This is a genomic window from Pseudomonas sp. QLc11A (assembly GCF_052112305.1).
In the GTDB taxonomy this organism is placed as follows: domain Bacteria; phylum Pseudomonadota; class Gammaproteobacteria; order Pseudomonadales; family Pseudomonadaceae; genus Aquipseudomonas; species Aquipseudomonas laurylsulfatiphila.
In genome coordinates, this window is record NZ_JAVAJJ010000027.1 from 74077 (window position 1) to 92113 (window position 18037).

Consider the following 18037-nt stretch of genomic DNA (forward strand, 5'->3'; position numbering starts at 1 on the left):
AGCAAGCTCGCTCCTACAGAGGCAGAGGCATTGTCGGGTTCAGATCCCCATGTTGGCCAAGGCCTGCCCGATGTTGCGCAGGGTGCCGGCAAGGGTAGGGTGTTCGAGTTCGAAGCGTTCGACGGCGAGGTTGACGTTGTCGGCGATACTGGAATCCTGGGTCTTGGTTTCGAGCTCAAGCTCAAGTTCGATCTGTTGCATCAGCGCGTGCAGATCTTTGCGCTCTGCTTCAGACAATGGAGGATTCTGTTCCAATTGCTCGCGCAGGGCATTGAGCTGTTCTTGCAGTTCGCGGGCAGGCATGGCGTTCTTCCTTCTCTCGATTGGCACTGGCATAGACCGCAGCGGTCCGCCAAAGGTCTACGGCTGACCTTTAGATTAATCCACTCCCGCCTAACCTGCATGATCTCGATCAGGGCTTTTCGCCTTTGAACCGACGCAACTGGATGTCTGCCAGGCAGGTGTCGAGTTCACCGAGGTGATCGATCACCGAATGCACGCCCAGGCCGAACAGTTGCATCGTGGCCTTGCCGCGTTTGATGTCGCGCTCCTGCTGGGTCAACGCTTGCCATTGCCGGGGCGCCAACCCGCACAGCGAACCGCAGGACGCCAGGCCGATGGTCCACAGCCCGGCATTAAGTCCCGCTTGCAGCAGGCGCGGTTCACCACTCACCAGTACACAGCCGTCGAGTCGGTCAACGTTCAGGTTCATCAAGGCTTGCCAGCAGGCATCCGGGGCAGGCCATGGGCTAATTGTTGCGGGATGTTGCAATGGTTTGATCCATTCCGGCAGCGCAGCGGCCAGGGACTGGCTGAGGTCCGGGGGCAGTTCATCAAGCCAGGCACAGGGAATTTGTTGGCGCTGCAAACTGAGCAGGCTGTCCAGTGCGCCGGGTGTGGACTCTGCATGCTCGGCCGAGTGGCTGCCGTGGCGATGGGTGTGCGCGCCAAAATCCACAAGGCAGCCACTGAGGCCGAACAGTACGGCGGTCAGGCGGGGTGCGGTTTGGGGCAAGGCTTCGGCGAGCGGCATATGGACGTCCCTGAAATAGCTTGAAGGCTAGCGGGCGACGGTGACAGTTGAGTGACATGGATGTGAATCGCTCACAGTTGGCACGATTCCTCCGGCGCGGGATGAGTGCAAAGTGCCTTAAACGGCGTTTACGTCTTATACTTGCCCACTTATTGCCCGGGCCAGGCGCCCGAGCCGGTACAAACCAAGGAGTTTTTTTTCTATGCGCTGGAGCAATCATCTAGCCAGGATTTGTGTATGCGCCAGTGTGATACTGGTTCCGTTCGTTGCCCAGGCAGCCTCGGAAGATGATCCTTGGGAAAGCGTCAACCGCCCGATCTACAAGTTCAACGACGTGCTCGACACCTATGCGCTGAAGCCCTTGGCCCAGGGCTACCAGTACATAACGCCGCAGTTTGTCGAAGATGGTGTTCACAACTTCTTCCGCAACATCGGCGACGTGCGCAACCTCGCCAACGATATCCTGCAGGCCAAGCCTCGCGCCGCCGGCGTTGATACCGCACGCATCATTTTCAACACCACCTTCGGCTTGCTGGGCGTGATTGATGTCGGCACCAAAATGGGCCTGCAGCGCAATGACGAAGATTTCGGCCAGACGCTGGGTTACTGGGGTGTCGGCAGCGGCCCTTACGTGATGCTGCCACTGCTGGGCCCAAGCACCTTGCGCGATGCACCGTCCAAGTACGTCGACAGCTACACGGGCGCCTATCGCTACGTAAACGACGTTCCTGTGCGTAACTCGTTCCGCGCCCTGGACATCATCGATACGCGTGCCAACCTGCTGTCGAGCGAGAAGCTGATCACTGGCGACAAGTACACCTTTATCCGTAATGCGTACTTGCAGAACCGGGAATTCAAGGTGAAGGACGGTCAGGTCGAAGACGATTTCTGATCTCGACCGGTAAACTGAAAAAAGGCGGCCATCAATCAAGGTCGCCTTTTTTTTGTTTGCGAAGACCCGCATGCGGGTAAATCGGGCTTTTTACTGTAGTCCCGACCGGTTTCGCTCGCGGGTTCGAACCTTCCATTGGGTTACGGATTTCACTGTTCTTATAACTCTCGGTGATTTGACAAACAAAGACGTCAAGCGACCATCGGCGTGAGCTTGAAACGCCCCGCGGATGGGAGTACCGTCTGCGCCTTAGAAGGGCACCTCTGGTGTACACGTGTGTAGGGCAAATGCCCGAAAGCGGTGCGACAGAGAGGCTAGAAAGCGAATCCAGTAGTGAGAGCCGGGTCAAATTCCCCGCCTGCTACGCCAACCTAATTCTGGCGCCGTTTGCCCACATGCCAAAAACCAGTGCCACGCTGCTGATAATCGATGATGACGAAGTAGTGCGCGCGAGCCTCGCCGCCTATTTGGAAGACAGTGGTTTCAGCGTCTTGCAGGCCAGCAATGGCCAGCAGGGTCTTCAGGTATTCGAGCAAGACAAGCCCGACTTGGTCATCTGCGATCTGCGCATGCCGCAGATGGGCGGACTCGAACTCATCCGTCAGGTCACCGAGCTCTCGCCGCAAACACCAGTGATCGTGGTGTCGGGTGCCGGCGTGATGAACGACGCGGTCGAGGCCCTGCGCCTGGGCGCGGCTGACTACCTGATCAAGCCTCTCGAAGATCTGGCGGTGCTCGAGCACTCTGTGCGCCGGGCGCTGGATCGCGCACGCCTGCTGCTGGAAAACCAGCGCTACCGCGAGAAGCTGGAGAAGGCCAACCGCGAGCTCGAAGCCAGCCTGAACCTGCTCCAGGAAGACCAGAATGCCGGTCGCCAGGTGCAGATGAACATGCTGCCGGTCAGCCCATGGACCATCAACGAGTTCAAATTTGCTCACCAGATCATCCCGTCGCTGTACCTGTCGGGTGATTTCGTCGACTACTTTCGCGTCGACGAGCGTCGGGTAGCGTTTTACCTGGCGGACGTTTCCGGGCATGGCGCCTCTTCAGCCTTCGTCACCGTGCTGTTGAAGTTCATGACCACGCGCCTGCTGTTCGAGTCCAAGCGCAGCGGCACCTTGCCGGAATTCAAGCCTTCAGAGGTTCTTGGTCATATCAACCGGGGCCTGATCAGTTGTAAGCTGGGCAAACACGTCACAATGGTCGGTGGAGTCATCGACGAGGAGACCGGTTTGTTGACCTATAGCATCGGCGGTCATTTGCCGTTGCCAGTGTTGTACACGCCAGACAGTGTTCGTTATCTGGAAGGGCGTGGCCTGCCGGTGGGCCTCTTCAACGAAGCCACCTATGAAGACCACGTGCTGGAATTGCCTCCGACGTTCAGCCTGACGCTGATGTCTGATGGCATTCTGGACCTTTTGCCAGAACCCACACTCAAAGAAAAAGAAGCGGCATTGCCCCAAAGGGTCAAGGCTGCGGGCGGCACCCTGGATGGGCTGCGGCAGGTTTTTGGATTGGCCACGCTAGGGGAGATGCCGGATGATATCGCCCTGTTGGTGTTGAGCAGGAATCTTTGATGAGTACCGGTAGAATCCAGTTCGCCGAGCAGGACGGCACCTTCGTCCTGAAGTTCGTCGGTGAAGTTCGCCTGACCCTGTGTTCGGCGTTGGATGCGACTATTGAGCGGATCTTCAGCGCATTGAATTTCAACGCGATCGTGATCGATCTGACCGAAACCCGCAGCATCGACAGCACCACGCTTGGCCTGCTGGCCAAGCTGTCGATCCTGTCGCGGCAGAAAGTCGGCCTGCTGCCGACCGTCGTCACCACCCACGAAGACATCACGCGACTGTTGCAGTCTATGGGCTTCGAGCAGGTCTTCAACATCGTCGACAAGCCGGTGCCCTGCCCGGAATGCCTGGATGACCTGCCAGATCAGGATCAGTCCGAAGAAGTGGTGCGGATTAAGGTGCTCGAAGCGCACAAGATCCTCATGGGGTTGAACGACACCAATCGTGAAGCCTTCCATGACCTGGTGAATGCGCTGGAGCGGCACTGATTTCCTGTAAATCTTGAGAACACTGCTGACCTGTGGCGAGGGAGCTTGCTCCCGCTCGACTGCGCAGCAGTCGTAAAACCTTCGATTGTTGTGTGCCTGATGCTACTCGGTTGTAGCCTTTGGGGCCGCTTCGCAGCCCAGCGGGAGCAAGCTCCCTCGCCACACATCATCTGCCACAAAGTAACGCACCATAAAAAAGGGCGAGCCCGTAAGGGGTCGCCCTTTTTGCATGACCCCCGCTCAGATCACAGCTTGGCCTGCAACAGCGCCTCAAGCTTCTCCTGATCCCGCGCGAACTGACGAATACCTTCAGCCAGCTTCTCGGTCGCCATCGCATCTTCGTTGGACAACCAGCGGAACTGCGATTCGTTGAGGCTCAGGCGCGCTTCACCGGCATGGCCAGGCGCCAGTTTGCGTTCCAGCTTGCCGGTGTCCGCTGCCAGCTTGTCGATCAGGTCCGGGCTGATGGTCAGGCGGTCGCAGCCGGCCAGTTGTTCGATCTGGCCCAGATTGCGGAAGCTCGCCCCCATGACCACGGTCTTGTAGTCGTTGGCCTTGTAGTAGTTGTAGATGCGCGTCACCGACTGCACGCCCGGATCATCCGCGCCGGTGTAATCGTTGCCGTTGGCTTTCTTGTACCAGTCGTAGATACGGCCCACGAACGGCGAAATCAGGAACACCCCGGCATCGGCACAGGCGGCGGCCTGGGCGAAGGAGAACAGCAGGGTCAGGTTGGTCTGGATGCCTTCCTTTTCCAGGATCTCGGCGGCGCGGATGCCTTCCCAGGTGGAGGCGATCTTGATCAGTACGCGGTCGCGGCCAATGCCGGCCTTGTCGTACAGCTCGATCAGGCGATGGGCGCGCTTGAGCATGGCATCGGTATCGAACGAGAGGCGCGCATCCACTTCGGTGGAAATGCGGCCCGGGATCACTTTCAGGATTTCCTGACCCACGGCCACGCCGAAACGGTCGCTGGCCAGGCCCACATCGCCCTTGCAGTCGTTGACGCTGGCGTTCAGCAGCTCGGCATACGCAGGAATGGCCGCGGCCTTGAGCAGCAGGGAAGGGTTGGTGGTGGCGTCCACCGGTTTAACGCGAGCGATCGCTTCGAAGTCGCCGGTGTCGGCAACCACGGTGGTCATTTGTTTGAGTTGTTCCAGCTTGGAAGTCATGGGCGTGCTCTGTCCTATGGGTCTGATGACATTACCCGAGCGCTGACAGCCACTCAAGGGCGTGTACGTGTATAGACGGCCCCTGCGGCAACAACCTGAAAACAATTGTTTGAAAGGCGGGGCGTGGTATCGATGAATACGATGCCCAAACGCCCCACAGGTTCAACGAAACCGACCGTTAACGCCCTTCGAGCAACGCCGCCGCCTGATCCAGCAGCGCCAACGGATCTTTCGCCTTGTGAATATCCACCGACAACAGCTGCCGGAACTTGCGCGCCCCCGGAAACCCGGTGCCCAGGCCCAGCACATGCCGGGTGATGTGGTGCATCGAACCACCGGCATCGATATGCGCCGCTATATAGGGCCGCAGCTGCGCCAGCGCCTCGGCGCGGCTGATCACCGGCGCCGTACTGCCGAACAGCTGCTGATCCACCTCGGCCATCACATAAGGGTTGTGATACGCCTCGCGGCCCAGCATCACGCCGTCGAACGTCTGCAAATGCTCGTGGCAGGCCTCCAGCGTCTTGATCCCGCCGTTGAGAATGATCTCCAGCTCCGGAAAATCCGCCTTCAACCGCGCCGCCACGTCATAACGCAGGGGCGGAATGTCACGGTTCTCCTTCGGCGACAACCCCTCCAGAATCGCAATCCGCGCGTGCACGGTGAAACTGGTACAGCCGGCATCCCGCACCGTGCCGACGAAATCACATAGCTCCTCGTAACTGTCCCGGCCATTGATCCCGATACGATGCTTGACCGTCACCGGAATCGACACCGCATCACGCATCGCCTTCACACAATCGGCCACCAACTGCGGATGCCCCATCAGGCACGCGCCGATCATATTGTTCTGCACCCGATCGCTCGGGCAGCCGACATTCAGGTTCACCTCATCGTAACCATGCTCTTGCGCCATGCGCGCGCACGCCGCCAGGTCCAGCGGCACACTGCCGCCAAGCTGCAGGGCCAGTGGATGCTCAGCCTCGTTGTGCCGCAGAAATCGCTCGTGATCGCCGTTGAGCAGGGCCCCGGTGGTGACCATTTCGGTGTAGAGCAGGGCGTTTTTCGACAGCAGGCGCAGGAAGAAGCGGCAGTGGCGGTCAGTCCAATCCATCATGGGTGCAACGGAGAACCGGCGGGAAAGCGGGGCGGGTGTAGCGTTGGCTGCGGACATTGGGAATCTGGAATCGGTAAGGCTGGGAGGTGGGGGAGTTTATCAGGAATGGGATGACGAGGCTCAGGAGTCCGAATACAGGCAATCAGGTCTGTTTAAATCAGCGCGAAAATGTCGGATGTTTCCCTTGTCAACGCGTCTTGCCTGTAACTGGCCAGCTACCGGTGCGAGAGCAGTTTCAAGTGTGTAACGAGATTTAATAAGCCATGACCAGGCGCCTTGGCACGCCGTTATTTGCCCTCAGGCACCGCCAGCCACTGCCGTCGAATCTTCTGATAAATGCCCGTTGCCTTGGCCAGGTGCAGCCACTGATCGACGTACAGCTTCCAGGTAATGTCGTCACGGGGCAGCAGGTAGGCTTTTTCGCCGTATTGCATGTAGTGCGTCGGGTTGACGGCGCACAGGCCCGGTTTGAGCTTCTGCTGGTACAGCGCCTCCGACGCATCGGTGATCATCACGTCAGCCTTTTTATCCAGCAGTTCCTGGAAGATGCTCAGGTTATCGCGCAGCTGCAATTGCGCCTGGGGCAGGTAGGCGTGGACGAACGCTTCGTTGGTGCCGCCGGCGGGTTCGACCAGGCGAACCGAGGGTCGGTTGATCTGTTCGACAGTCTGGTACAGCGCCTGGTCTTCGCAACGCACCAGCGGGATTTTGCCGTCGACGTCCAGGATGTTGCTGAAGAAGGCTTTTTTCTGCCGTTCCAGGGTGACCGAGATGCCGCCCATGGCGATGTCGCACTTGCCGGCGAGCATGTCAGGCATCAGGGTTTTCCAGGTGGTGGGCACCCACTCGACCTTGGCGCCCAGGCTGTCGGCCAGGGCGTGGGCCATGGCGATGTCGATGCCGGAATACGCGCCGTCCTCGGCTTTAAGGGTGTAGGGCTTGTAGTCGCCGGTGGTACAAACGCGCAGTTGTCCCCGTTGCATGACGCTGTCCAGATGCGAAGGTTCTGCCTGGGCGCCAAGGGAGAGTGCGAGCAAGCCGCCGAGCATCATTGCTCTATTGATTTTCGTCATTGTTATCGGGCTTTTGTGCTGGAGTGGTTTTGAAAGGGGAGTGTAGTGAAACTTTCACCGGTGTGAAAAATCAACGCCCTGAAGATGGCTCATTCCACTTCCGGGCTCAACGTCCCCAGCCACGCCACCAACCCCACAATCAAAACCGCCGCGGCCATTTCCACCACAACACTGCGCCGAAGTGCATGGGCTGCCACGCGATATTGGCCTTCCCGCAACGACCGCTCCAGCAAGGGGCCAAGATGAAAGCGGTTCAGCGCCGCCAAAGCCAGCATTCCGGCAAACAGCAGCACTTTGATCGCCAGCAAAATTCCGTAGTGGCTGAGTAAAACCTCATCCAGTTTCGGCCCGACGATGAACAGGTAGTTCACCACGCCCGTCACGGTGATGATCACGACGACCAGCGCACCGACAAGTTCGAATCGCCTGACGGCGTGAACCAACAACCGTATGTGTGCTTCGGTTTGCACGGCCCGGGGTTGCGCCATCAATGCAAACGCCAGCAATGCGCCGAGCCAGGCGCCCGCTACCAGCAGGTGCAGGATGTCTGTGGTGAAGTGCCAGTAACGACGGCTGCCTTCGTCCATGGCGCCATGCCCGCTCCAGGCCAGGCTGGCGAGGGCGATGCCGCCGGCGGTGCTGGCGATCACCAGGCTGAGGCCGGGGGCGCGTGGGTTGAGCATCACCGCCAGGCCTGCGACCGCCAACGCAATCATCCGCACGGCACAGGCCATCCCGACGTCTGTCTCGAACAGCATCATCTCGAGGTGGGGGCGTAGCTCGGCAACGTCTGACTCGCCGCTCATGGCGCGGACCATCAGCACCATGCCGGCGATGGACAGCAGCGCACCGAGCCCGGCAGTTCCCGTCAGCAATCGGCGAAAGGGCAGCACCGTCCCGGATCGCCGTTCCTGTCCTTTGAAGCTGTAGAGCCCGAACAGCGCCACGCCAAACAACAGCATCAAATCCACATACAACACAAACCGCAGAACGACGTTGGCCGAGTCGCTCATCGATCATTTCACTTTGAACGTGACGCTGCCGGTGATCGGGTGGGTGTCCGACGACACCGCGCGCCATTCGACCTTGTAGGTGCCGGCAACCAGAGGGGCTGTCGGGGTAATCAGCATGGTTTTCGGATCACTGCCGCCGCTGACCTTGGCCTTGACCGGCATCGGGGCGTGGGCCATGCCGGCCATTTCGGTCATCAGCAGTTTCGCGCCGGAAAACTGGGTGACAAGGTTTTCGGAGAAGTGCAGTTCGATCTTGTCGGGCGGTGCACCTTCTGCGCCTTCCACTGGGGTGGAAGCGAGCAGTTTGGGGTGCGCTTGAGCGAGGGTGCTCATGAGCAGACCGCTGAGTAACGCGATAACGACGGCGGTGGGTTTGATGAGGCGCATGCAAGGTCCTTTACCGCTCGAAGCGGTTGTTGTTGGTATTGGGTGAGTCTGTTCAGAACCACATCCGAACACCGAGCACGAGGCGGGCTTCGCTGCGATCCTCGCCTTCGTCGTTGGCGTAGTCGGCGGTGTTGCCGTAGGTACGGTTCCAGGTCACGCCGAGGTAAGGCGCGAATTCCCGGCGGATTTCGTAGCGCAGGCGCAGGCCGGCTTCGGTGTTGGACAGCCCTGCGCCGATGCCCCGTTGCGGATCGTTTTTGCCATAGGCGTTGAGTTCGACGGTCGGCTGCAGGATCAGTCGGTTGGTCAGCAGGATGTCGTAGTCGCCTTCCAGCCGCACGGCGCTCTGGCCGCCTTCGCCGATGAAAGCCGTGGCTTGGGCCTCGAAGTTGTACAGCGCCATGCCTTGCACGCCGAAGGCGGCCCAGGTTTGCGGGGCGCCGGGTTTGAAATCCTGACGCACGCCGCTGACCACGTCCCACCACGGGGAAATGGCGTGGCCCCACAGGGCCTGGATTTCCGCGTCCTCGGTCACGCCGTTGGTGCGCTCGCCTTCGGAGCGCAGCCACAGGCGATCGATGTCGCCACCGACCCAGCCGGACAAATCCCAGGCCAGGGTGCTGCCGTCATCGGCGTCCTGCCATTCGAGTTTGTCGGCGAGGAAAAACGAATTGAGTGTGTTGTCGTGCACATGGTGACCGGCGGGATCGACATACACCGCCGCGCGATCGGCATCGGTCAGCACCGGGATCGGCGTACGGCTTTCGCTGGGGGCGGCGGGCTGCATCTGGCCCTCGTCCATGCTCTGCATCTGACTGTGGTCCATCTGGCCATGATCCATGCCTTGCATCTGACCATGGTCCATCTGGCTGTGATCCATGCCTTGCATGCTGTCGCTGGCGGCCATCGCCGTCGAGGTCACGAGTGCAAAAAAAACCGGGGTGAATCGAGTCATGGGGTGCGCCTCATTCTTCCACGCGAACTTCACGGAACATGCCCATTTCCATGTGGTACAGGAGATGGCAGTGATAGGCCCAGCGGCCGAGCGCATCGGCCGTGACCCGATAGCTGCGCCGGGAGCCCGGTGGCATGTCGATGGTGTGCTTGCGCACCATGAACTCGCCGTTCTCGTCTTCGAGGTCGCTCCACATGCCGTGCAGGTGGATGGGGTGCATCATCATCGTGTCGTTGACCAGCACGATCCGCAGCCGCTCTCCGTACTTGAGGCGCAAGGGCTCTGCATCGGAGAACTTCACGCCGTTGAACGACCAGGCGAATTTTTCCATGTGGCCAGTCAGGTGCAGCTCAAGGGTGCGGCCAGGCTCGCGGCCGTCCGGGTCTTCGAAGGTGCTGCGCAGGTCGGAGTAGGTGAGCACGCGGCGCCCGTTGTTGCGCAGGCCCATGCCGGGGTCGTCGAGTTTCGGTGCAGTGGACATGGCTTGCATGTCCACCAGCGGGTTGTCGGTTTCCGAGGCGGGATGGGACTGCATGCCGGGCATGTTGCTGTGATCCATGCCCGCCATGCTGCCGTGGTCCATGCCGGCCATGCCCATGTCATCCATGGTCACCAGGGGGCGTGGGTCCGGTGCTGGCAGCGGCGCTACCAGTCCCGCCTTCACCGCCAGGGTGCCGCGTGCGTAGCCAGTGCGATCCATCGCCTGGGCGAACAGGGTGTAGGCCGCTTCGGTCGGTTCGACGATAACGTCGAAGGTTTCCGCCACGGCAATGCGAAACTCGTCGACGCTCACCGGTTTGACATGGAGGCCATCGGCAGCGACCACGGTCATTTTCAGGCCTGGGATGCGCACGTCGAAGTAACTCATGGCCGAGCCGTTGATGAAGCGCAGCCGCAGCTTTTCCCCCGGGCGGAACACCCCGGTCCAGTTCATGTCAGGCGCCTTGCCGTTCAACAGGTAGGTGTAAGTGGCGCCGCCGACGTCCGCGAGGTCAGTGGGGTTCATCTTCATCTCGGCCCACATCTTGCGGTCGGCGGCGGTCGGCCCCCAGCCTTTTTCGCTGACGTCGTGGATGAAGTCGCCTACGGTGCGCTTGTTGAAGTTGTAGTAATCGGACTGTTTTTTCAGCGTCTTCATCAGGTCGACCGGGTCTTCGTCGGTCCAGTCGCTGAGCATCACCACGTAGTCGCGGTCGTACTGGAACGGCTCCGGGTCCTTGGCGTCGATCACCAGCGGGCCGTAGACGCCGGATTGTTCCTGCAACCCCGAATGGCTGTGATACCAGTAGGTGCCGTTCTGCCGCACGGTGAACTGGTAGACGTACAGGCCGCCCGGCTCGATGCCCTTGAAACTCAGGCCCGGCACGCCGTCCATGTTGGCCGGCAGCAGGATGCCGTGCCAGTGAATGGAGGTGCTGTCCTTGAGTCTGTTGCGCACCCGCAGCGTCACCGTATCGCCTTCACGCCAGCGCAGCAGGGGGCCGGGAATGCCACCGTTGATGGTCTGTGCTGTGCGCGGGCTACCGGTGAAGTTGACCGGGGATTCGCCGATGAACAGGTCGAAATCATTACCGGCCAACACCTGCGGTTCGCCGGGACTGCTGATCGCCCAGACCGGCGTGCGCCATAACCCGAGGCCGCCGAAGAGCCCGCCGATGGCCAGCCCTTTGACGAAGGTGCGTCTTGAAGTGTGGGAGTGCATGCCGTGTGTTCCGCCCGTCAGACCGTTGAACTTGTCGATGAGGCTAGCAGGCGGTGCCTTTCAGCAGGCTGAGGCGAAGATTACAGTTTTGACAGGTTGGACGTCGCTTTCTGGCTTGAAGTGGACTTCTCCCTTGAGGCCACGGTGTCGCCGCAGTTGATGTAAGAGGACGACTTCAACCAGCGCTGGTCCGGGTAGTAGGAAAACAACAACTGGCCGTCCTTCATCGAATCAATCAGCCGATGGGCAATCGCCGGTCTGACGGCCGGGCAACCCAGGCTGCGGCCGATGCGGCCATTGGCGCGGGCCAGCACCGGACTGACGTAGGGCGCGCCGTGAATGACGATGGCCCGGTCAAAGGCGTTGTCGTTGAAGCCGGGCTCCAGGCCTTCCATGCGCAGCGAGTAACCGTTCTGGCCGAGATAGCTTTGCCGGGTGCGGAACAGGCCGAGGCTGGTGGCGTGGCTTTCGTTGCGGTTGGAGAACAGCGTGGCCATGTTTTCGCCGCTGTTGCGGCCATGGGCGACCAGTTCGTGAAACAGCAACTTGCGCCGTTTAAGGTCGAAGACCCACAGGCGTTGTTCAGTCGAAGGCAGGGAGTAATCGATCACCGCCAGTCTTTGGGCTGGGGCGACGCCTTGGGCACGGCTGCATTGGGTGGCGCGAACGGCCAGGGCAATTACTTTGGCGTCGGCGCCTGGTGCTGCTTTGACCAGCGCGTTTTCAAGCGAATCGGCGTAGGCTGACGTTACTGAAAGGCACGTCAGTAAAATGGCAAATAAAAGGCCAAAGCGGTTTAGCGCCATAGTCGGGTCTCATCATGATAATTTCGAGTCTAGCAGCGAGCGCAAAGCTGGCGCCGTTGAATCAGGGGATTAAGGATTATCCATGGTGCAATTAACAAGGTCATTCGTCATAAGCCGCATGTTTTTTATGGGCTTTCTGATCAGCGGTGCGGCCTTTGCGCAAACCTCGCCGATTGAGCCGGTATCTGCAGCGAACAGCACAAGCGATGCCGCGGCGCCCGACGATGCGGTCGGCCAGACGATTCAGGCAACGCTGGAACCGTTGCGCTCGGCTTTTCCGCCGTTACTCACGTCAAGGCGCAATCAGCGTGCGGACGTCAGCCGGGTGGTGCTGGATTTCTATATGCATCGCAACTATCGCGCCGCGTGGACGGATGATCGTGATGTGGTCCAGTTACTCAAAAGCCTCGAAGACACCCGGATCGACGGCCTGACCCCGGCGGATTTCCGTATCACCGAACTGGCCCAGGCCCATGAATCGCTGATGGCCGCCATGCCTTCCACGGCGCAGCGGGCGATGTTCGACATGGCGGCCACCCGCACCTTCATCACTGCGCTGCTGCAACTGCGCCGGGGCAAGGTCGATCCGTCGCGGCTGGACATTCACTGGAATTTCGATCCTGCCGGCGGCAATGCCCGCGAGGACATGAACAACCTGTTCGCCGCCCTTGATGCCCATGACGTGGCACGTGCATTCGCCGAGGCGCCTCCTCAGGAAGAGATTTACCGCAATTTGCGCGAAGGCCTGGCCCGGTTGCGCCAGGTGCGTGATGCGGGTGGCTGGCCGAAAGTCACCGAAGGCCAATCGCTCAAGCCCGGCATGGACGGTGTGGCGGTCGGTCAATTGCGTGCGCGCCTGGTGGCGGGCGGGTACCTGGACCCGCACCTGGCGAAAAAAGCCGCTTACGACGACAAGGTCATCGCCGCGGTGAAGAAGTATCAGACCGAGCAATACCTGGGGGCCGACGGCGTGGCGGGGGCGGCGACGCTGGCGGCGCTGAACGTGCCGGTCGAGGCGCGGATCGATCAGGTGCGGGTCAACATGGAGCGCGCCCGTTGGCTGTTGTACAAACTTCAGGGCACGTTCGTGATCGTCGATATCGCCGGCTACAAGGTGGCGATGTACCGCGACGGTCTGCCGATCTGGCGTTCGCGGGTGCAGGTCGGCAAGCCGGTGCGCAGTACGCCGGTGTTCCAGGCCGAAATCACCTACATCACGTTCAACCCGACCTGGACCGTGCCACCGACCATCCTCAAGCAGGACGTGATTCCGAAAATCCAGAACGATCCTGGCTATCTGGCGGCCAACCGGATTCGCGTGCTTGATCGCGAAGGCAATGTGCTCGATCCGTCGGACGTTGACTGGAGCAACCCGCGAGGCATCCGCCTGCGTCAGGATGCCGGCCCCGACAGTTCGTTGGGGCAGGTGGTGATCCGCTTCCCCAACGACTATGCGATCTACCTGCATGACACGCCGCACCGCGAGCTGTTTGCCAAGACGGTCCGGGCCACCAGCTCGGGCTGCATCCGCGTGGAAAACCCGCTGCAACTGGTCGAGTTGTTGTTCAACGACCCGGTGCGCTGGAACAGTGCCGGGATTCAAAAGCAGTTGGCCAATGGCAGGACCGAGAATATCCAGCTGCCGGTGAAGGTGCCGGTGCTGCTGGCCTATTGGACCGTGGACCTGAGCAATGACGGGCGGGTGACGTTCAAGCCGGACATTTATGATTACGATGCCCGGGTGTTGCAGGGCTTGAGTCAGCCGACGAAATTGCCTCCCCTGGACTTGCGTCAGGCAGAGCTCCCGCTGGTGGTGACGGGGCAGAACCAACAGTAACCAAAGACTGAAAGGACGCCTCGGGAGCGCCATTTTTTTTGGGGGGGGGTACTGGTTTGGAGCGTGGGCACGGTCCCCTGTAGGAGCCGGCTTGCCAGCGATGGTCGTTAACGATAACGCGTGTGAGCCGGATAAACGCGGCGCATTCGAGTCCATCGCCAGCAAGCTGGCTCCTACAGTTTCAGCGTGGGCATGGCCTCTTGTGGGAGCTGGCTTGCCAGCGATGGTCGTTAACGATAACGCGTGTGAGCCGGATGAACGCGGCGCATTCGAGTCCATCGCCAGCAGGCTGGCTCCTACAGTTTCAGCGTGGGCATGGCCCCTTGGGGGAGCTGGCTTGCCAGCGATGGTCGTTAACGATAACGCGTGTGAGCCGGATGAACGCGGCGCATTTGAGTCCATCGCCAGCAAGCTGGCTCCTACAGCTTCAGCGTGGGCATGGCCCCTTGTGGGAGCTGGCTTGCCAGCGATGGTCGTCAACGATAACGCGGGTGAACTGGATAAACGCGGCGCACTGAAGTCCATCGCCAGCAGGCTGGCTCCTACAGTTTCAGCGTGGGCATGGCCCCTTGTGGGAGCTGGCTTGCCAGCGATGGTCGTTAACGATAACGCGTGTGAGCTGGATAAACGCGGCGCATTCGAGTCCATCGCCAGCAAGCTGGTTCCTACAGTTTCAGCGTGGGCATGGCCCCTTGTGGGAGCTGGCTTGCCAGCGATGGTCGTTAACGATAACGCGTGTGAACTGGATAAACGCGGCGCACTGAAGTCCATCGCCAGCAGCCTGGCTCCTACAGTTTCAGCGTGGGCATGGCCCCTTGTGGGAGCTGGCTTGCCAGCGATGGTCGTTAACGATAACGCGGGTGAACTGGATAAACGCGGCGCATTCGAGTCCATCGCCAGCAAGCTGGCTCCTACAGTTTCAGCGTGGGCACGGTCCTTTGTGGGAGCTGGCTTGCCAGCGATGGTCGTTAACGATAACGCGTGTGAGCCGGATGAACGCGGCGCATTCGAGTCCATCGCCAGCAGGCTGGCTCCTACAGTTTCCCATGCCCTTTAGCAACCTTCCTAAAGCGCCAACCCTTGTTGCACCACTACAAGCAGATCGCTTTCTGTCAGCGCCACCGCATCCTGTTGTGCTGTGGCTTGCTCGATCGTTTGTAGCCACCAGTGTGTTTCGCCGTGTTCGTCCACGGTGCGCAACAGGGCGAACTCGTTGCCCGGGGAGTGAATCTCGACGCGCCCCTCGCCATCGGCGGTGAAGCGTGCAACCGGGTCAAAGGTAATGCTGTGCTTGTTGCCGGAGATCACCAACTGGTCAATGGCGTAATCGTAGGAGCCACCCTCGGGATGACTTTCGAACACATGGGTGGCGTTGCGCCGCAGGACCAGGCCCGCTTCGGTCAAGGGCAGCAGCCAGTGCTCTATCCGTTGATACAGTTCGTAGACCTGGCCCGGCCAGACATCAATTGCCTGATCTGCGCTGGTCAGCCCTGTCCGTTTCATTTTTGCAGCGAGCTCGTCTGCCTTGCTCATGTCGATTCCCTGTATGGAGGTCAGTCTAATCGTAGCTCGTTGACGCGCAGACAGTACTGCCCTGGGTCATGTTTGCAGCGCCACCGGGCAAGTGGTTGCCCCTTTGTCGTGGATAACCCCGTAAACTACGGCCCACAAAAACTGAGGGCTTTGGGCCGTTGCCCATGCCTTGTCCCTGACAGGATGAACTTTTGCCCACGCGCTTTAACAACCCGGACCAGGCCCCTGGCGTTGCATTGCAACGCATACCGCTGCGCAAGGCCGCGGTGTTGTTCATTGCCACGGTGTGTCTGTGCCTGTGCGGTTTGCTCTACCTGCAACTGGAGCAATCCCGTCGCCATGATCTGAGTCTGGCGCAAGTGGCGTCTTCGAACCTGACGCGGGCCATGGCGCAGCAAGCCGAAGACACCTTCATGAAGGCTGACCTGGTACTGACCAGCCTGGTGGACTGGATTCAGGTCGACGGTTTCGGCCAGGACATGCGACCCCGCTTGCAGCAGACCTTTGCCCGGCGAGTGCTGGCACTGGATCAATTGCACGGCATCCTGTTGTTCGACCAGAAGGGCCAGTGGGTGGTGACCTCGTTTGAAAACCTGCCCCGGGGTGCCGGGGTCGCGGATCGCGAGTACTTCAAGTATCACCAGCAGAACGTATCGTCGGTGGCGCATATCGGCCCGGCCATCCGCAGCCGGGAAAACGGCGAGTGGATCATCCCTGTTTCCAAGCGGGTCAACGACAGGAACGGCCATTTCCAGGGCGTATTGCTGGCCGGCATCAAGATGTCGTACTTCGACCAGTTCTTCAAAAGCTTCAGCCTCGACGACAACGGCTCGATGTTTCTCGGCCTGACCGATGGCACTTTGTTGGCCCGTCGACCCTTTGTAGAAGCGCAGATCGGCGTGTCGCTGGCCCAGGGCGAGATCTTCCAGAATTTCCTGCCACTGGCCAACTCTGGCAATGCGATGTTCACGTCCATCATCGATGGCGTGACACGCCTGTACGGTTACCGTCAGCTGGAGGCGTATCCGCTGGTGGTCGCCGCGGCGGCGTCCACGCAGACCATTCTCGCGGACTGGTACGACACGGCGTTCCGCTCCAGCCTCATTGTTGCCCTGGTGCTGCTGGGCGTGGGGCTGTTCGGGTGGGTGTTCCTGCATCAGGTGCGTGTTGGCGAGCGGGTCGAGTCGGATTTGCGCAGGGCCCAGCAAGCACTGGAGCTGATCGCCACGCATGACAGCCTGACCGGCCTGGCCAACCGCCGGTTGTTCGAGCGGGCGATGGACGTCGAGTTCGGGCGCGGTGCCCGGCAGGCAAGCCCCTTGAGCCTGATCATGCTCGATATCGATTACTTCAAGCGCTACAACGACACCTACGGCCACGTGGTGGGGGATCACTGCCTGGCCGAAGTGGCGCGTGCGCTGAAGAGTTGCTGCCAGCGCAAGGCCGATCTGGCGGTGCGCTACGGCGGTGAAGAGTTTGCGGTGCTGCTGCCCGACACCGACATCCATGGCGCCATGACGATTGCCGAACAGATCCGTCGCAGTGTCATCGACAAGAACATCACTCACACCGGCTCGCCCAATGGCTACGTGACGGTCAGCCTGGGTTGCTATTCGTTCGTGCCCTCGGGGCGAGACAGCATGGACGTGTTTGTCCAGCGGGCGGATGCGGCGTTGTATCAAGCCAAGCATTCGGGTCGGAACCGCGTGGCTACGTTGTCGATGGCCTGTGGTGGCGAGGCATTGATGCGCTCCGATCGTTGAAGTGCTTTTGTTGCCGGTAGTGTCATTGGCCGCTTTTGCCTGTCCAGCTACCCGTCCCGCCGCCAGCACCGCCGGTTCCGCCACCGGGTGCACCGGTGCCTCCGCCCGCGCCACTGCCCGGACCATTGACGCCGGTGCTACCCATTGACGAGCCGGGGCTCTTCGCGCGCCCGTTATTAGTCGAGGGATCGCTGGGCCTGTTGCTGTCTGGCAGCATGGTTGAACTGCGGGTGGCGCCGGGTGCCGTACCGGTCGCGCCAGGGCCCTCGCCGGACGCCGCAAGGGTGGCCACGGACGTAGCCGACAACCATGCGGCCATGAACAGCGAAGTCATTTTTAAGTTCATCATGGTCGCCTCCAGGATGAGTCGTTACCTGGTGTTAGTGTGACAGGGCACGCGGTGGGTGCCGATCCGGTTGACGAGTGGCGCGGGGCCTTGGTGGGCCACCGATCCATGGCCAAGCGAGAACCCTGTGGGAGTGGGCTTGCCCGCGAAGACGTCGGCCCATTCAGCATTGATGTTGGCTGACACTGCGCATTCGCGAGCAAGCCCGCTCCCACATTTGAACTGTGTCGGACGGGAAGTTTGCGGACACCCTCGAACCCTGTGGGAGCGGGCTTGCCCGCGAAGACGTCGGCCCATTCAGCATTGATGTTGGCTGACACTGCGCATTCGCGAGCAAGCCCGCTCCCAC

At 60.6% G+C, this 18037-nt stretch carries 18 protein-coding genes; 6 read left to right on the forward strand and 12 right to left on the reverse strand.

Annotated elements, in window-relative coordinates:
* Positions 1 to 39: 39 nt before the first annotated feature.
* Positions 40 to 303, reverse strand: a complete 264-nt coding sequence (locus tag Q8X48_RS28445; RefSeq protein ID WP_015095936.1) for a DUF4404 family protein — start codon at positions 301 to 303, stop codon at positions 40 to 42.
* A 109-nt stretch (positions 304 to 412) separates the two neighbouring features.
* Positions 413 to 1033 carry an HAD family phosphatase gene (locus Q8X48_RS28450; RefSeq protein ID WP_407802292.1) on the reverse strand — a complete coding sequence of 207 codons (621 nt, stop codon included), beginning with the start codon at positions 1031 to 1033 and terminating at the stop codon, positions 413 to 415.
* 202 nt (positions 1034 to 1235) lie between these two features.
* On the opposite strand from Q8X48_RS28450, the gene Q8X48_RS28455 reads away from it, so the two are divergent.
* The 3 genes from Q8X48_RS28455 to rssC all read left to right on the forward strand — a co-directional run bounded on the left by Q8X48_RS28455 (position 1236) and on the right by rssC (position 3984).
* A complete protein-coding gene (locus tag Q8X48_RS28455) occupies positions 1236 to 1925 on the forward strand; it encodes an MlaA family lipoprotein (RefSeq protein WP_407802293.1) in 690 nt (229 codons plus the stop codon).
* Between the two features lie 395 nt (positions 1926 to 2320).
* The gene (gene rssB / locus Q8X48_RS28460; RefSeq protein WP_033048238.1) at positions 2321 to 3502 is read left to right on the forward strand and encodes a two-component system response regulator RssB; all 1182 of its coding nucleotides are present in this window, start codon (positions 2321 to 2323) and stop codon (positions 3500 to 3502) included.
* Positions 3502 to 3984: an anti-sigma factor antagonist RssC gene (rssC, locus tag Q8X48_RS28465; RefSeq protein WP_007978612.1), complete on the forward strand. Its 483-nt coding sequence runs from the start codon at positions 3502 to 3504 to the stop codon at positions 3982 to 3984. The genes rssB and rssC overlap by 1 nt, the downstream gene beginning before the upstream one ends.
* A gap of 245 nt (positions 3985 to 4229) precedes the next feature.
* Here rssC and tal read toward each other — a convergent pair whose 3' ends face one another.
* The 8 genes from tal to Q8X48_RS28505 all read right to left on the reverse strand — a co-directional run bounded on the left by tal (position 4230) and on the right by Q8X48_RS28505 (position 12209).
* Positions 4230 to 5156, reverse strand: a complete 927-nt coding sequence (gene tal / locus Q8X48_RS28470) for a transaldolase (protein ID WP_007978614.1) — start codon at positions 5154 to 5156, stop codon at positions 4230 to 4232.
* 178 nt (positions 5157 to 5334) lie between these two features.
* Positions 5335 to 6330, reverse strand: coding sequence for a tRNA dihydrouridine(20/20a) synthase DusA (gene dusA / locus Q8X48_RS28475; RefSeq protein WP_015095932.1), 996 nt, complete (start codon positions 6328 to 6330; stop codon positions 5335 to 5337).
* A gap of 230 nt (positions 6331 to 6560) precedes the next feature.
* Positions 6561 to 7322, reverse strand: coding sequence for a transporter substrate-binding domain-containing protein (locus Q8X48_RS28480; RefSeq protein WP_086780454.1), 762 nt, complete (start codon positions 7320 to 7322; stop codon positions 6561 to 6563).
* A gap of 113 nt (positions 7323 to 7435) precedes the next feature.
* A complete protein-coding gene (gene copD / locus Q8X48_RS28485; RefSeq protein ID WP_102675325.1) occupies positions 7436 to 8359 on the reverse strand; it encodes a copper homeostasis membrane protein CopD in 924 nt (307 codons plus the stop codon).
* 3 nt (positions 8360 to 8362) lie between these two features.
* Positions 8363 to 8746, reverse strand: a complete 384-nt coding sequence (copC, locus tag Q8X48_RS28490; protein ID WP_015095927.1) for a copper homeostasis periplasmic binding protein CopC — start codon at positions 8744 to 8746, stop codon at positions 8363 to 8365.
* 52 nt (positions 8747 to 8798) lie between these two features.
* Positions 8799 to 9701 carry a copper resistance protein B gene (locus Q8X48_RS28495; protein ID WP_126046410.1) on the reverse strand — a complete coding sequence of 301 codons (903 nt, stop codon included), beginning with the start codon at positions 9699 to 9701 and terminating at the stop codon, positions 8799 to 8801.
* A 10-nt stretch (positions 9702 to 9711) separates the two neighbouring features.
* Complete coding sequence (locus Q8X48_RS28500; protein ID WP_407802294.1) at positions 9712 to 11403, reverse strand: copper resistance system multicopper oxidase; 1692 nt, start codon at positions 11401 to 11403, stop codon at positions 9712 to 9714.
* Between the two features lie 80 nt (positions 11404 to 11483).
* Complete coding sequence (locus Q8X48_RS28505; RefSeq protein WP_095965265.1) at positions 11484 to 12209, reverse strand: murein L,D-transpeptidase catalytic domain family protein; 726 nt, start codon at positions 12207 to 12209, stop codon at positions 11484 to 11486.
* An 82-nt stretch (positions 12210 to 12291) separates the two neighbouring features.
* Here Q8X48_RS28505 and Q8X48_RS28510 point away from each other — a divergent pair, with 82 nt between their 5' ends.
* Both Q8X48_RS28510 and Q8X48_RS28515 read left to right on the forward strand, forming a co-directional pair.
* Complete coding sequence (locus Q8X48_RS28510) at positions 12292 to 14046, forward strand: L,D-transpeptidase family protein (RefSeq protein ID WP_407802295.1); 1755 nt, start codon at positions 12292 to 12294, stop codon at positions 14044 to 14046.
* Positions 14047 to 14146: 100 nt separating this feature from the next.
* Entirely contained in the window at positions 14147 to 15103 is a 957-nt protein-coding gene (locus Q8X48_RS28515) for a hypothetical protein (protein WP_407802799.1), read from the forward strand.
* Positions 15104 to 15111: 8 nt separating this feature from the next.
* On the opposite strand, the gene Q8X48_RS28520 is transcribed toward Q8X48_RS28515, so the two are convergent.
* A complete protein-coding gene (locus Q8X48_RS28520) occupies positions 15112 to 15579 on the reverse strand; it encodes a hypothetical protein (protein WP_407802296.1) in 468 nt (155 codons plus the stop codon).
* Positions 15580 to 15770: 191 nt separating this feature from the next.
* Between Q8X48_RS28520 and Q8X48_RS28525 the strand changes: the two genes are divergently transcribed.
* On the forward strand, positions 15771 to 17342 hold the full coding sequence (locus Q8X48_RS28525) for a sensor domain-containing diguanylate cyclase (protein WP_407802297.1): 1572 nt from the start codon (positions 15771 to 15773) through the stop codon (positions 17340 to 17342).
* Between the two features lie 22 nt (positions 17343 to 17364).
* Here Q8X48_RS28525 and Q8X48_RS28530 read toward each other — a convergent pair whose 3' ends face one another.
* A complete protein-coding gene (locus Q8X48_RS28530; RefSeq protein WP_407802298.1) occupies positions 17365 to 17691 on the reverse strand; it encodes a hypothetical protein in 327 nt (108 codons plus the stop codon).
* Between the last annotated feature and the right edge of the window lie 346 nt (positions 17692 to 18037).